At 37.8% G+C, this 14,847-nt stretch carries 13 protein-coding genes and 1 pseudogene; 2 read left to right on the top strand and 12 right to left on the bottom strand.

All coding sequences use genetic code 11. From position 1 onward, the window contains the following. Window positions 1–5 precede the first annotated feature (5 nt). The 12 genes from ODOSP_RS04720 to ODOSP_RS04775 all read right to left on the bottom strand — a co-directional run bounded on the left by ODOSP_RS04720 (window position 6) and on the right by ODOSP_RS04775 (window position 12,456). A complete protein-coding gene (locus ODOSP_RS04720; protein WP_013611244.1) occupies window positions 6–1,070 on the bottom strand; it encodes a glycosyltransferase family protein in 1,065 nt (354 codons plus the stop codon). A 54-nt stretch (window positions 1,071–1,124) separates the two neighbouring features. Next, window positions 1,125–2,447, bottom strand: a complete 1,323-nt coding sequence (locus tag ODOSP_RS04725; RefSeq protein ID WP_013611245.1) for a hypothetical protein — start codon at window positions 2,445–2,447, stop codon at window positions 1,125–1,127. A gap of 16 nt (window positions 2,448–2,463) precedes the next feature. After that, window positions 2,464–3,726: an O-antigen polymerase gene (locus ODOSP_RS04730; RefSeq protein WP_147349917.1), complete on the bottom strand. Its 1,263-nt coding sequence runs from the start codon at window positions 3,724–3,726 to the stop codon at window positions 2,464–2,466. A gap of 109 nt (window positions 3,727–3,835) precedes the next feature. After that, window positions 3,836–5,467: an asparagine synthetase B family protein gene (locus ODOSP_RS04735; protein WP_118113126.1), complete on the bottom strand. Its 1,632-nt coding sequence runs from the start codon at window positions 5,465–5,467 to the stop codon at window positions 3,836–3,838. Beyond that, window positions 5,440–6,789 carry a lipopolysaccharide biosynthesis protein gene (locus tag ODOSP_RS04740; protein WP_013611248.1) on the bottom strand — a complete coding sequence of 450 codons (1,350 nt, stop codon included), beginning with the start codon at window positions 6,787–6,789 and terminating at the stop codon, window positions 5,440–5,442. The genes ODOSP_RS04735 and ODOSP_RS04740 overlap by 28 nt, the downstream gene beginning before the upstream one ends. 39 nt (window positions 6,790–6,828) lie before the next feature. Continuing rightward, window positions 6,829–7,311 (bottom strand): DUF3990 domain-containing protein, encoded by a 483-nt coding sequence (locus ODOSP_RS04745; protein WP_013611249.1) that lies wholly within the window; start codon window positions 7,309–7,311, stop codon window positions 6,829–6,831. After that, complete coding sequence (locus ODOSP_RS20140; protein WP_013611250.1) at window positions 7,308–7,739, bottom strand: DUF3791 domain-containing protein; 432 nt, start codon at window positions 7,737–7,739, stop codon at window positions 7,308–7,310. Before ODOSP_RS20140 ends, ODOSP_RS04745 begins: the two co-directional genes overlap by 4 nt. A 43-nt stretch (window positions 7,740–7,782) precedes the next feature. Continuing rightward, window positions 7,783–9,072, bottom strand: a complete 1,290-nt coding sequence (locus tag ODOSP_RS04755) for a nucleotide sugar dehydrogenase (protein ID WP_013611251.1) — start codon at window positions 9,070–9,072, stop codon at window positions 7,783–7,785. 21 nt (window positions 9,073–9,093) lie between these two features. Further along, complete coding sequence (locus ODOSP_RS04760) at window positions 9,094–9,669, bottom strand: acyltransferase (RefSeq protein WP_013611252.1); 576 nt, start codon at window positions 9,667–9,669, stop codon at window positions 9,094–9,096. Between the two features lie 2 nt (window positions 9,670–9,671). Beyond that, window positions 9,672–10,805 carry a DegT/DnrJ/EryC1/StrS family aminotransferase gene (locus tag ODOSP_RS04765; protein ID WP_013611253.1) on the bottom strand — a complete coding sequence of 378 codons (1,134 nt, stop codon included), beginning with the start codon at window positions 10,803–10,805 and terminating at the stop codon, window positions 9,672–9,674. A gap of 13 nt (window positions 10,806–10,818) precedes the next feature. Continuing rightward, the gene (locus ODOSP_RS04770) at window positions 10,819–11,790 is read right to left on the bottom strand and encodes a Gfo/Idh/MocA family oxidoreductase (RefSeq protein ID WP_013611254.1); all 972 of its coding nucleotides are present in this window, start codon (window positions 11,788–11,790) and stop codon (window positions 10,819–10,821) included. 180 nt (window positions 11,791–11,970) lie between these two features. Beyond that, window positions 11,971–12,456: a helix-turn-helix domain-containing protein gene (locus tag ODOSP_RS04775; protein ID WP_197699708.1), complete on the bottom strand. Its 486-nt coding sequence runs from the start codon at window positions 12,454–12,456 to the stop codon at window positions 11,971–11,973. A gap of 307 nt (window positions 12,457–12,763) precedes the next feature. On the opposite strand from ODOSP_RS04775, the pseudogene ODOSP_RS18670 reads away from it, so the two are divergent. Together ODOSP_RS18670 and ODOSP_RS04785 are read left to right on the top strand one after the other, a co-directional pair. Further along, window positions 12,764–13,056, top strand: a pseudogene (locus ODOSP_RS18670) (type II toxin-antitoxin system HipA family toxin); the annotation flags it as partial. Window positions 13,057–13,532: 476 nt separating this feature from the next. Next, complete coding sequence (locus ODOSP_RS04785; RefSeq protein WP_013611256.1) at window positions 13,533–14,846, top strand: UDP-glucose dehydrogenase family protein; 1,314 nt, start codon at window positions 13,533–13,535, stop codon at window positions 14,844–14,846. Window position 14,847: the final 1 nt, after the last annotated feature.

The following is a 14,847-nucleotide window of genomic DNA, read 5'->3' on the forward strand; positions in this document are numbered from 1 at the left end:
AATAATTATCCCAACAATTCTTCCACCAATTGACACCTAACTTTCCACTTATTATTATAAACTAGGTGATTCAATTGAAACTGGTATTTATTCAAATCTTCTTTTGTTATAGAATTTAAAACATCAGTTAACTGCGTTTCATTCCAAGAAGAAATTATTCCAATATCATTATTTTGGACATATTTTCCGGTCAAAGTATCTATATTTGCTAATACAGGACATTTATAACTAATACTTTCGTATAATTTATAAGGAACTGCAAAATCTAAATACTTATCAGTTTTAAAAAATATACAAGAAATATCTGCCTTCCGATATAATTCTTCAACCTCCACTCCTGATTTATGAACAATTGTAATATTCTCATTTAAAAAAGGTAAATAATTAATCTTCTCTTTCTGCCATTCATTCTCTCTGCAACAAATCGTTAAATGTATTCCTTGTATACCTGAAATAACTTTCACTAAAAGCGTTATATCATATAATCCACCAATAGCTCCCACAAACAACAACTCCAACAAAGGATGTTCTATTTTAGGCGAAGAATGGAGTTGTAACCCTGAAGGTAAAGGAATCACTGATTCTACTTTAATATTAGGAATATAAGCATTCATTTCCTTTGAAGGCAAAAAAAGGACGTCTAAAAACTTATTGTATTTTAAAATATCATATTTATAAAATATATAAGCAACCCACTCTTTGAAAGAACGTTTCTTCTTAAATACCCAATAAATATCCCGATAAAACAACCCTATTTTAATCCCATGTTTCTTGCAAAACGCAAAAAATGAAAAATCTAAAAAAGGATACAACGGCAAATGATTTTTTTCAGTCAATAAAGTTGGCATCGTAGATGATTCACTATACAAAAAATCATATTTCACGCCCTTCAATATATTGCTTTTAATCTCCTTTATCTGTCTTTTTCTTTCTTTGCCATACCCTTCAACAACAACAACCTCATATCCACACTCCTTAAAAGCCTCTATCATCTTCATCGGTCGAATCTGACTGGCTGATGCCCGATTCCGATCTATTTTCATCGGAATATGAAAAATCATTCTTTTCATTACAGCATGAATTTTAATACCTCTCCCAAAAAACAATTCAGAATAACAATTTGATTACAAGGCAAATAAAGAATGATTCTCATCTATAATTTTAACATTCATATGACAAGAATCTTCCATCTCTATTATTTTCTCAAAATAAAAATCTTCAGTCACATACACTTTTAAGTGATTTTTTCCTTTTTTCAAGAAAACAGATTCATTCACAATTTCTTCATTTACAGAAATATGTCCAACATACCTACCAACAATCCGAATCTCTTCATCTAAAAGAATCAGGGGCTCTATCAATGTATAAAACAACTTTTTATTTTGATTTTTCAAATAATAGGACGAAGGCAATGATTTCAAATTAAAAGTTAAAAGCTCCAACTTCAACTCCTCATGAGGAAATTTATATTCAACGAAATGAATCCAGTTTTGTGTATAGCCCGAATCCACTCCTGCTGCATAAAATGCAGGTATTCTACCTGTTAAATTCGAAGGATAAAATCTATCTTGACTATAATTCGGATAATCTTCCTTCGTATTCCAAGGGTGCGATTGAGGAAATTCCGTATACAACCAATTTCCCATCTTTCTTACTGCTTCAATCCATACCGGTTCATTCCAAAACTGACATATAGCATATAACATTGTAGAAGTATATCCCCCATAATTAGAATCAAAAACCAAAGGTAAGTGTTCCGCTAAACTTAAACGTCCACTTGCATCCATCAAACTGAGAGCTGCACCGACTTCATTGTATACAATATTTCTTAACTCTGCACTTTTATAAAAACGGCTCTCGGAACACCAATATAACTCTGAACATAACCACGCAATTACAATATTTTGATTGGGATCAATCAAATAATCATAATACGTATCTTCCGGATCCATACCATATGGAAAAACTAAAAAACCATTATGCCAATCCCTCTTTACCTCTCTACACCATAATTCCAATTGTTGTTCTACCTCTATCAATATTTCAGGAGTATGAGTATAGGAATAGGCTTCATAAAACAATCTGCAATCACGGGCAAAAGCATCTCGATTCCAACTCTTGTTAGCAAATAAAGGGATGATCCTCCCTTTGTATTTAAACTGGGAACAAATAAAACGGAAAGCATGGTCAACAATCATCTTCGCCTTTTCATCACCTGTAAGTTGATACACAACGGCAATATCGCGTACAAAATACCCCAAATAACTCTCTTTTTCATAAAAATTTGAGATATAATCAAAAGTAAATTGATAATCCAAATAAGCATTTTTATATTTGTCTTGAATCATCCTCAACGCTTCATCTACAGAAATATAATTCGGTTCTGCTTTATCTTCTTGACTTAAAATATAATTATCTGTCCTTGAACACCCTAAAAACCAAACCAAACCAAACCAATTCTAATCATCGCTTTGCCAGTTTAATACAAAAAGCCAATCCATAAACACCTAAAAAAACAAACAACAAAAAGAAGAGATTTATATTATAGAAATAACTATTAAATCCTCCTGTAATTGAACCTTTTATACTAAAAGAAACGAAAAGAGCCAATAAAAAAGGTGTTTTTTTCGACTTTAAAAAAAATAAATACAGCGATTGTATTAAAAAACCTACATACAATGGTGCCACTATAACACCGCATATTCCAAAATTTGCCCATGCTTCCGCTATAAACAAGGAATTTACAACCCCAGCAAGTCCCATTTTCACACCATTCGGATTTATCTGTTCCATAATCACCCGCGAGGATTTTTCAGAATACTCTAAATCAAAAACATTAGATATAAATTCAGAAACAGAGGAAAAACCGATATATGGATGTATATCTGGAAATATATCAAAAGACAAAAATGTACCAGCTCCTTGACTCAGCAACAAACGCCCCAATATACCGCTATTGTAATTGAATAAAACAGTGAAATCTATATTGTTTCCAAGCATTAATATTGTATACATAGCGACAATCAGCACCAATAATCCCAAAAAACTTATAACTATCATCTTTTTGCTAATGCTCCCTTTCCAATAAACTTGATAAAACACAAAACCCAATAAATAAAATAAAATCGGCGCTTTCTCAAAATTATAAGTCAATATCAAAACCGTAAACAACAGCATAACATAAAACCATATCCGAGAAAACAGTGTCTTATCCCGCAATTTATAACCATACGCCACATAGGATAAAATCGGCGTAAGCGAAAGGGCAAACAAATTTCTTATATATTCATTGCCTTGAAAATTCTTGGAAGCCTCGATTCTGAACTCCGCAAAATTAAAAAACTCCGATGGTCTGAAAAATCTCAGCAGAGGGATATCTCCCAACATATAAAGGACATATATAACCGAAAAGACAGAAATTCCACTCAAAAGCAACAATAATAACCGTATATTATAATCGTTATATTTCTTTTCATATTGAATAGGAGAAGTTGTGTATCTCTCAAACAACAAATCGACTCTTTTTTCGTGAAATAAAAAATTAGCCAATTTCATTCCCAACGGAAAAAAAACAAGGGTATAAAGAATTGCATAAAAACCTATAACCCTGCTATTCTCATCCGTCAATTTATTTATCATATAATGATGATCAACCTGATATACAACCAACACTGCACCGATTAATGTCAAAAGGATAAATTCATAATAATAAATCCACGACATCATGTTCGGTTTATAAATAGATATCGTTCCAGCCGCTTGTCTAAACCAATAACCGGACAATAACAAAATTATTATGGCTAAAAACAGATACACGATTTTGTCCCGTTACCCCCTATACACCAATATGATTATTTTTCAATAAATCAAGATAATAATAAGCGACGGCGGCATTTATATTTCCTCTCTTCACACGTTTAATGCCATCATACGTTTCGGAAGATATCATACTATACAAAATTTGTGCGACATCATCGAAAGCATTTACATTTTTCTGCTTTCTCATACTCCGAATGAATTGCAAACATTCCCTTGCCACCTGATTTAAAAATGAAGGAAGTATTTTTTTTATTTGATTTACAAAGCCTGTATTAGTTATCCCCTTATTTTTAATAAATGCTACCCTACTTTTTTTGAAATAGTTCTCAAACATAAATTCATTATACAGATTGGAATAAAACTTTTCTTTCCAATCCACTTCATACCATACTTTTACATACTCATCATCCCACAAAGGCAAACGCCAATCCAATCCCACATACTCATAACCTCTCATAGAATTAACAAGGAAATTTGCCACCTTGGATTTTACAAACCAATAGCATTCATAATTATCCAAAAATGAAGCCAAAGAGCCACTTTTATATTCTTGTAATTCACTGTTTATCTTAGCGATAATAATTTGCTTGTACTTCCTGTTTAAAACATTCAAATCAAAGAAATTATCAAATATCAACCGACTTAAATTTTCCAGACGAAAAGATTTCAAATGCCCCTCCAAAATTTGCACAGGAATTTTACTCCCACCCAATAAATCCCCGCTATGTCCAGGTATAACAACCATATCTGGCGTAATTACTCCTTGCTCTTTCAGCTTTAGCAAAGCCGGCAAATCCTGGAAATGGGGATTTGCCGTCAAATTACCGGCAAAATGGCAATATTGTAAGAAATCTTTACTCGACAAGAAACGATTCCATACTTCTTCCGAATATTCGACAAAATACCACTTATACCCCAACGCTGAAGCAACTTTCTTGGATATGGCAACCTCAAAACTATCCTCTCTCCCATAGGTAAAACAAGTGACATTTTCCAAACCGAACTTTTTACACAAACAAGCAATCAACCTCGAATCATATCCCCCGCTTAAAGGAATTAAAAGAGGCTGATTTTTCTTCAAAGAGCCCAGCATACGTTGAAAGCCGGCTTCCAATCTCTCTTGGGACAACTTAAAAATCTCTTCTTTAGTTCTGCCAACTTTTTTATAAATATGACTAAAATAATCATACGAAGAAAAACTGCCATCTTCAGTATTTATAACGACATAGCTCCCCGCCACAACACTTTTTATTCCATTGACCAAGGTTGATGCTCCGCTCAAATAACCCAATGATAGTAATTCGTAGGCATTCACTTCATCGATTTCAGAAGGAATGGTTTTCAATAAGTGTTCTCCGACATCGGAAACATGCGTACCGGAATAAAACAACGGATATGAACGCAACTTATCAACAATTAAATAACATTGATTTTTAATCGTTATTACCGCTGCAAAATTTCCATTCAAGCGTACCAATAAATCAGCTAATGAATCCCTGTTTATTGCTTCCGTTAATGCACCATAAAGGCTTTCTTTTTCCAATAACCTTTCACCCTCAAAAGCAAATCCCTTTACACTTCCATCAGCAAAAGACAGCCAAGCCTTACCTTCATTATTAATCAACTCAACCATACAAAGACTCTCCATACATAAGACAATAAAAGCACAACCGTCACTCCTAACAAATAAAACAATACCCGATTAGAAAAAACGACCTCTGTCAATTTCTTTATAATAATCCCTTGAACAGCAAAAAGTAAAAAACTGACTATACCAAAAAAAAATATAGTCCAGTCGCTGGAACGGAAATAGAATCCTCCCAACAGCAACACAAGGATTCTAAGCACCAAAGCTGTCACATTAAAATAAACATTTATTTTCTGCTTATCCTTTACATAAAAAATACTGCTCAACGGAGAAATAGAAGTCACCAACAACAGCCACAAACTCATATAAGTTGCATACTTCCCGACTGTAGCCCATTTACTTCCCAGTAAAAAACCGAAAATAGTTTCCCCTCCCAAAATCAACACCAACATAAAAATACCGCACCCGATATAAGTTGGGACAAATATTTTCATGGTCAAACCGCTTAAAGAACCACCTTTGGCATGCAATTCACAGGCATCCCTGTAATACAATTGTCCTAAAGAAGTACCGATAATCGACATCGGAATAAACAACAAAGTCAGTGCCATCGAGAAATATCCCGCCACATCGTCCAGGAAGAAATAAGCAAGAAGAATTACCGGTATATGAGAAGATATCGAATTAAAAACATTACTTAATAAGTCATATTTAGGAAAATCCTTATACTCCCGAACTAAATGCCAGACTCTTTTAATAGAAAAGGCTCGTACGAAAAAATAACGTACCCGAAGCTTTACAGACAAAAAAATGACATTGAACAAAGCTCCCAGTCCGGCACCGGCAATTAAACCGATATTTGTAAATGAACAATACCCCAAGGTAATCCGTGAAGTCGCCTGCGTCAAACTGCGCCCAACAGATGAAAAAGCCAAAGAACGATATCGCTTCGTTTTATTGGCCAAATTACCTAACACCTGAATCAGCGAAAGGCATAAAACATATAAAGGCAAAACATACAATGCCTTTCTGCTCAACGAACAAAAATCGTCATATTGAAAAACATCAACGAAGAAAACAATCCCATACAAAACCAAGGTAAATGACGATGCCATAAATATGGACAAAAACGACAAATTATAAGCATCCAATACCCGCAATGGTTTTACAATTGCATTTTCATACCTCAGACATGCAATGACAGCCAAAATACTCGCATAACTGGAAAACACGCCCCATTCTCCCATTTCAGAAGGCGAATACAAACGTGACAACACTAAAGTTGCCAACATGGGTATTGCTTGCGCAATAAGCGTACCGGAACTTAATGTTACCAGATTGCGGATAAACTCGTTCTGGAATATAGCAGAAATTCGAATCACAAACCTCGATATCTCAAAACAATCAACGTGAAAAAATCCTCACACTTCCTCCGAAGAAATAAACCGAAGACACTTCAACGCTTCGCGGGAATGGAAAGACAACTGATCGAACAAGACGTGGGTCTTCAGTTGCACAATAGCGGCTTCCACCGATAAATCACCCTTTTCATACAGGGTAATCGTTGCGTACAGTCGATCATTGGCAACAGGTCCCATCACTAAATCATAATGATGTTCCAAAACTCCTTTACGATTCTGGACAACAAAGTCCAGCCATTTCTCCGTAGCACCCTGATACCGCAACACTTGAAACTCGTCCGCCTCCAAGAATCGCTCGTCAAAATCATAAACAGAAACGACAGCTTTGCCGTGCCCCAATCGTTCACGCTTAATCCTGGCCCATCGGGCAGCCTGTTCGAAATCAGTTGTGGTATAGAAGCCTTTCCCGAAATCCGTAGTCTTACGTCCCCGCGCAATCAGCGGCTTACGCACAACGACCGATGAACCGTGATACAATTTCATTTCTGCTTTCGATTCTTCAAAAACGATTCTATTTCCTCCAGAATATAAGCATCCCCCTGAGTATGCAACACTTCAAAATGATTCCGCAAAAACGCAAGAACTCCCTTCTCCTTGAACAGGACAAATACCTCCAGACCAGACAGACGGTGTTTCCTTGCATAGCACTCAATACAGAAAATAACAAACTGCACCTTCTGCGCCGAGAAATCCACGCTGTTGTTGCGTCGCTCCTGCTCCATCAACTCATACAGCGTTTCATTGTCCAGATACCACCACTTCGATTTTTCATCATACAACTTCGCGACAAACTCACTATTGTACAAATAACAAATAGCATCCGATACGGCCATATTCTTCTTGGCTGCAATAAATGAAGCCAAATCCGCCATTTTTATAGGCACCATCGAATATTCTATCTTCTCACTCACATCTTCTGTTTTGAAACATCTACGACAAAGGTAGAATATTTTCCTACAGACTCCAATACTTCAACTCATGAATCTTATCCCTGTACATTCCCTTCACATCCACCAGCACGGCTTTATCGCAAGTCAGCGACTTAAAATACTTTTCATCCAATCCCTGATAAGCATCATGAGCAACAGCAACAACGACGGCGTCATAATTCCCCAATGGTTTTTCTATCAAACGGAAACCATACATCTTTTTGACCTCTTCCGGATCAGCATACGGATCGACCACGTCCACCTCTACTCCGAAATCTTTCAATTCATTGATAATATCCACCACTTTCGAATTACGGATATCCGCCACATTCTCCTTAAATGTCATTCCCATCACCAAAATACGCGCCCCCAATATCGCTTTTCCCATACCGATCAATTTCTTCACCAGCTTTTTAGCAATATATCCACCCATCGTGTCGTTGATAAAACGTCCGGCACTGATAATCTGACTGTGATATTTCAATTCATTGGCTTTGTATACCAGATAGTACGGGTCTACTCCGATGCAGTGGCCCCCTACTAACCCCGGATAGAATTTCAGGAAGTTCCATTTGGTCCCGGCAGCTTCCAGCACATCGTAGGTATTAATCCCGATGCGGCTGAAAATAATTGACAGTTCGTTCATCAAAGCGATGTTGACATCCCGCTGAGTATTTTCGATGATTTTTGCAGCCTCGGCCACTTTTACATTCGGTGCGCGATGTACGCCCGGTTTGACAACCAGTTCATATACTTTGGCGATCGTGTCCAGGGCTTCGGGATCACAACCCGATACAATTTTAACCGTATTGGGCAAGGTATGGACTTTCTCTCCCGGATTGATCCGTTCGGGGGAATAACCGAACTTAAAATCCACCCCGGCTTTCAGTCCCGAAATTTCTTCCAGCACAGGAATACAATCTTCCTCCGTACAGCCCGGATAAACCGTGGATTCATACACCACATAATCCCCTTTTTTCAAGGCTTTCGCCACCGAACGCGTTGCTCCCAGCAATGGAGTCAGGTCCGGTTGATTATGATCGTCTATCGGTGTAGGGACGGCAACAATAAAAAAGGAAGCCTTACGCAATTCATCAATAGAAGAGGTAAATTCGATATCAGCATTTTCAAACGCTTCAGAATCCAGTTCTTTACAGGGATCTATCCCCTGGCGCATCATCGTCAGACGCTCCTCGTTAATATCAAAACCTATCACTGAAATCTTTTTGGCAAATTCAAGAGCTATAGGCAAACCGACATAACCTAACCCAACCAAAGCTAACCTGGCCTCTTTATGAACTAATTTATTGTACATGGTTTAATAATAATTCGAACACTACAATTTAAATACTTTCCCGTCCTTCAACTGGTACTTTTCGTGGCTTTCCGGGCATTCGGCAATCCCTTCAGCATCAAAATAAAGCCGGTGTCCATACTCGCTCATCCAGCCCAGCTGACGGGCAGGATTACCTACCAACAGGGCATAATCGGGTACATGTTTCGTCACGACAGCTCCGGCACCGATAAAAGCATAGGCACCGATATCGTGTCCGCAAACAACGGTAGCATTTGCACCGATTGTCGCCCCTTTCCCTACATGAGTCCTGGCATACTGGGATTTCCGGTTGACGGCACTCCGGGGATTGGTAACGTTAGTAAATACACAGGAAGGCCCCAGGAAAACATCGTCTTCACAAGTTACTCCGGTATAAACCGATACATTATTCTGCACTTTTACATTGTTTCCCAAGACGACCTCCGGAGAGATCACTACATTCTGACCGATATTGCAGTTCGTCCCGATCACACACCCTGTCATAATATGACTGAAATGCCAGATTTTCGTTCCTTCCCCAATCTGACAATTTTCGTCTATAACAGCCGTTTCATGAGCAAAATATTTCTGTTTCATAATCAGGATTTATAAAATTCTTTGATCCGTTCAATGACAAGATCCTGCTGTTCAGGGGTCATTTCAGTATGAATCGGCAGTGACAGTACGGAATAAGCCAACTGCTCAGCCATGTCCAATGATTCGGCAGCCCGTGTAATAGGCTTAAATGCTTCCTGCTGTTGCAAAGACAATGGATAATAAATCATCGCAGGAATACCTCCCTCCTCCAGAAACTTCTTCAAAACATCCCGACGGCCATTCAGCACTTTTAAGGTGTATTGATGGTAAACATGAGTGGAATAAGGCATCTCAGCCGGAGTAATTATCCCTTCGACACCACTCAGCCTCCGGGTATAATACTGAGCAGCTTTATAACGTGCAGCACCGTATTCATCCAAATGTTTCAGCTTCACATCCAGAATAGCTGCCTGTAAGGTGTCCAGCCGGGAATTACATCCCAGTACCGAATGATGATATTTTACTTTCTGACCATGATTGGCAATCATCCGGATTTTTTCGGCCAGTTCATCGTCATCTGTCATCAGTGCCCCACCATCTCCATAACATCCTAAATTTTTGGAAGGGAAAAAAGAAGTACAACCAATGGTCCCCATAGTTCCGGTTTTCTTTTGGGTACCGTCTGAAAAAGTATATTCAGCCCCGATCGCCTGAGCATTATCTTCTACGACATATAAATGATGCTCGGAAGCAAATTTAAGAATAGGCTCCATATCACAGCTCTGGCCGAACAGATGCACCGGAACGATAGCTTTCGTCTTGGCAGTTAAAGCCCGCTCTATATTCTTAACGGTAACGTTGAAAGAAGTATAATCCACATCGACCATAACCGGAGTATACCCGAGCAAACCGATCACCTCCGCAGTAGCCACGTATGTAAAAGCGGGGACAACCACCTCATTCCCCGGTTTCAGACCGAGAGCCATCAAAGCAATCTGCAAAGCATCGGTACCATTACCACAGGGAATGACATGCTTCACCCGGTTATATTCCGCCAGATGAGCAGCAAACTCCTTTACTTTAGGACCATTTATAAATGCGGTTGTGTCCAGTACCTTTTGGATTTCAGCATTTACCTCCTCCCGGATTTTATCGTACTGACCTTTCAGGTCGACCATATTCAATTTCATTACCATGCTTTTCCGAATCTTATCTGTCCCAGCCAAAAGGATGTTTTACCAAAGGAAATTTTGCCAGCGGATGATAATCGCCTTTCAAACCGATCGGTTCTGCATTGCGAATCGTATGTACAATGTTGATACAGTTACGTACTTCGTCCAAACCAAAGCCTTCTCCGGATAAAATGTGTCTGTAACTCTCCGTATGCAACTCGGTAAATCCCTGACTGAACTCAAATTCTTCTCCTTCGATCTGAATGGAACGATAAGTACGTTTTTCCCCCTGCACGGCATTTTCCGGCAGATTATCGCCGTTGATACTCAGGAAATACCGAACCCGTGCCTTCTCTAAACCTAAGAAACCAGCTACCCGATCATGACTTTTCACATGTACGATATTTTCCTTCACCGGACCGAAAATCCAAGTCAGCATGTCATAAAAATGAACTCCGATATTGGTTGCTACTCCACCGCTTTTCCGGATATCTCCTTTCCAACTGGTATAATACCAGTTTCCGCGTGAAGTGATATAAGTGAGGTCTACGTCGTATACCTTGTCTTTTGGCCCCTCATCGATGCGTTTCTTCAGGGCTTTGATGGATTCGTGGAGCCGGAGCTGAAGAATATTATTGACTTTATGCCCAGTCTCCTTTTCAACTTCCGACAGGGCATCGATATTCCAAGGATTCAATACCAAAGGTTTTTCACAGATTATGTCGGAACCCAGCCGTAAGCCGTAACGAATATGTGCATCATGCAAATAATTGGGAGTACAGATGGATACCATATCCACTTGTTTATCCGTCCTTTTCAATTTTGAACAATGCCTGTCGAAGAGTTCCATCTCAGTAAAAAACGAAGCTTCAGGGAAGAAACTATCCATAATTCCGACACTATCGAATTTATCGTATGCCGCAACTAAACGGTTACCGGTATCTTTAATAGCACGTAAATGGCGTGGGGCGATATAGCCTGCCGCACCGATCAATGCAAAATTTTTCATTTGGAAATATTATTAATAATTTATATAAGTCAAAATTTGGAATAGACATAAAAACACTAAATATCAATTCAATAAAACATTCTATTTAAAGTGATTTTATGAAATTTTCATGGTTAAATAATCCCTGAAAAAACGCTCGTTTTTATTGGTGGAAAAACTGCTGACTACCCTGTTTTAGATTTATTTTGTCCAGACCAACAATTTATTTTCGCCGGGTATAAAGTATTCGGCTTCTTGTTTGGGCAAAATGATTGTATAGCAAATTTGTCGTTTTACTATTTTACCGGCCTTTTGAACCAAATTTTCAAAATAATCGACATCTATATTTTTACCGGCAATTACTAAATCGATCAGATCGGAATCCTTCCCGACAGCAAAATCACCACGTACCCATACTTTCGAAATGTCTCCGACCCGTTCAACCACCTCTTCTATAACCTGAGTGATTCTGCTATGCTTTAATACCAACCGATGAATATCATTGAAAAGGGGATGAGCGGAATTAGCATGATATACCTTTCTGTTTCCTTTGTTCTCGGCTTTCAGTAAACCGGCATTTTCCAAGTGGTTCAGTTCAAGACGAAGGGCATTCGTCGATTCTCCGAATTCGTCGGCCAGACCACGCAAATAAGCATGAGTAGACGTATTCAGAAAGAATTTCAGCAATAACTTGATACGGGTTTTGGATGTAATCAGACTATCCAGTATGGATTTGTAAAATAAAACTGCTATTTACAGCTTCGCCTGGTAAGTCCCATTTTTCCATATGGGACAGAAAGAAATTTAAATGAGAATGCAAAATAGTTTTGTTTTTGCGCAACAAAATTACTCATTTCTTTGGATAATATCAAAAGAAAAACTCATTTTTATCCAATCATAGATTTTTTTATATGCAATATATCATTAAATAAGTAAAAACAACATATTTACATATTATATGATATATTAATTATGACAAAGACATTGGGCACTAAATTTCCGCAATCACGTTTTTCTTTTGACTGCAAAAGGCTGGACGTTATCACCTGCATACGACATGACCCCAACGCCGATGAGTATCAAAATTTGCTTGTCTCATCAACTTCCAATATAGCAGACTTTAATGTTTTACTTGATACCTGCGAAGATTATATGCTTAACCTGAAAACTGCCAAAATTATTTCAGAAGTAGTTGAAGCTATGAAAGGATGGAGTAAACTGGTAATACGACTTGAAATCTCTAAACGAGAGATGGATATGTTTGCCGGAGTGTTGGATAAACGATGAATAGGTATTGCTATTTAGTTAGTAATAACATGTGAACCAGGGTCAGAACTATATTGGCCTGCAATATGCTATACAGTGCATTTTTGATTTGATCAGTCCGGATTACAACTGATCATCCTCTTCATTTCTTTCTGCCTCATCACTGTTCTTCCGCTCCTGTCAGTCAATACTACTATAACTTCCCCCTTTCACTCTATTTTTATCTTCCACCCCAATAGGAGATATAACGAAGGTGTATCGGAAGTGAATCGGTAATAATGTAGGAGAACACCTGAAATACACCTGAAAAATGCCAATAAAAACGAGCGTTTATATCAGTAGAAAAACAGAGATCTCATCGACTTTAAGCAAATCAGCATAAACAGTTAACACATATTACATTATCATAAATAGTATTGCTTTTACTAATGAATCAGAAACTTGATTCCACAACAATATTGTTTGCAAAAATATCTTAAATATTTTCTAAAAAAATTATGAATATAGCTATTGTTGGAACCGGTTATGTCGGCTTGGTTTCCGGAACATGTTTTTCTGAAATGGGAATAAATGTCGTTTGTGTCGATATCGATACAAACAAGATCAATAATTTGAATAATGGGATTATTCCAATATATGAGCCAGGTTTAAAAGAATTGGTCGATAAAAATGTCGAAGCCGGCCGATTAAAATTTTCTACTGATCTTGCCGAATGTCTTGGGGAAGTTGAAATTGTATTTATTGCAGTAGGTACTCCCCCGGATGAAGATGGAAGTGCAGACCTTAAATATGTTCTTGCCGTTGCTCATACCATAGGACAATACATAAAAAAATATATGGTTATCGTAACTAAAAGTACGGTACCCGTAGGTACTGCAAGGAAAGTGAAAAAAGTAATCCGGGAAGAAATCGATAAACGGGGAATTTCTGTCGAATTCGATGTCGCCTCTAATCCGGAATTTTTGAAAGAAGGAGCAGCGATAAAAGATTTTATGAGCCCGGATAGAGTTGTTATCGGAGTAGACAGTATAAAAGCCCGGGAAATGATGTCGAAATTATATAAACCTTTTATGCTGGTATCCGATCGGATCATTATAACAGATATTCCTTCTGCTGAAATGATAAAATATGCAGCAAATTCAATGCTGGCAACCAGAATATCTTTTATGAACGATATCGCTAATCTCTGTGAATTGATCGGAGCTGATGTCAATATGGTCAGGAAAGGAATCGGAAGCGATTCCAGAATAGGAAACAAATTTTTATATCCCGGATGCGGATATGGGGGAAGCTGTTTCCCCAAGGACGTAAAAGCCTTAATAAAAACGGCCAAACAACATGGATACGATATGAAAGTTCTGAATGCAGTTGAAAGTGTCAACGATATCCAAAAAGAAATATTATATAAAAAGCTAAAACAACATTTCGATGGAAATCTAAATGATAGAACAATTGCCATATGGGGGTTATCCTTTAAACCAGAAACCGACGATATGCGTGAAGCTCCGGCTTTGGTTCTTATAAATGCGTTATTAAAAGAAAATTGCAAAATAAAAGTATACGATCCTATTGCAATGAATGAATGTCGGAGGAAATTAGGAAGTGTTGTTGAATATTGTGAAAATAAATATCAGGCAACCATTGAAGCTGACGCATTGGTCTTAGTTACAGAATGGAAAGAATTCAGAATTCCGGACTGGAATCTGGTAAAGCAGAATATGAAAGGTGTATTTATTGTAGACGGCCGTAATCTTTACAATAAAACGGAACTTGAAAGGAATAGCTTTATTTATACCGCAATAGGATGTTAAT

This window comes from Odoribacter splanchnicus DSM 20712, assembly GCF_000190535.1.
In the GTDB taxonomy this organism is placed as follows: domain Bacteria; phylum Bacteroidota; class Bacteroidia; order Bacteroidales; family Marinifilaceae; genus Odoribacter; species Odoribacter splanchnicus.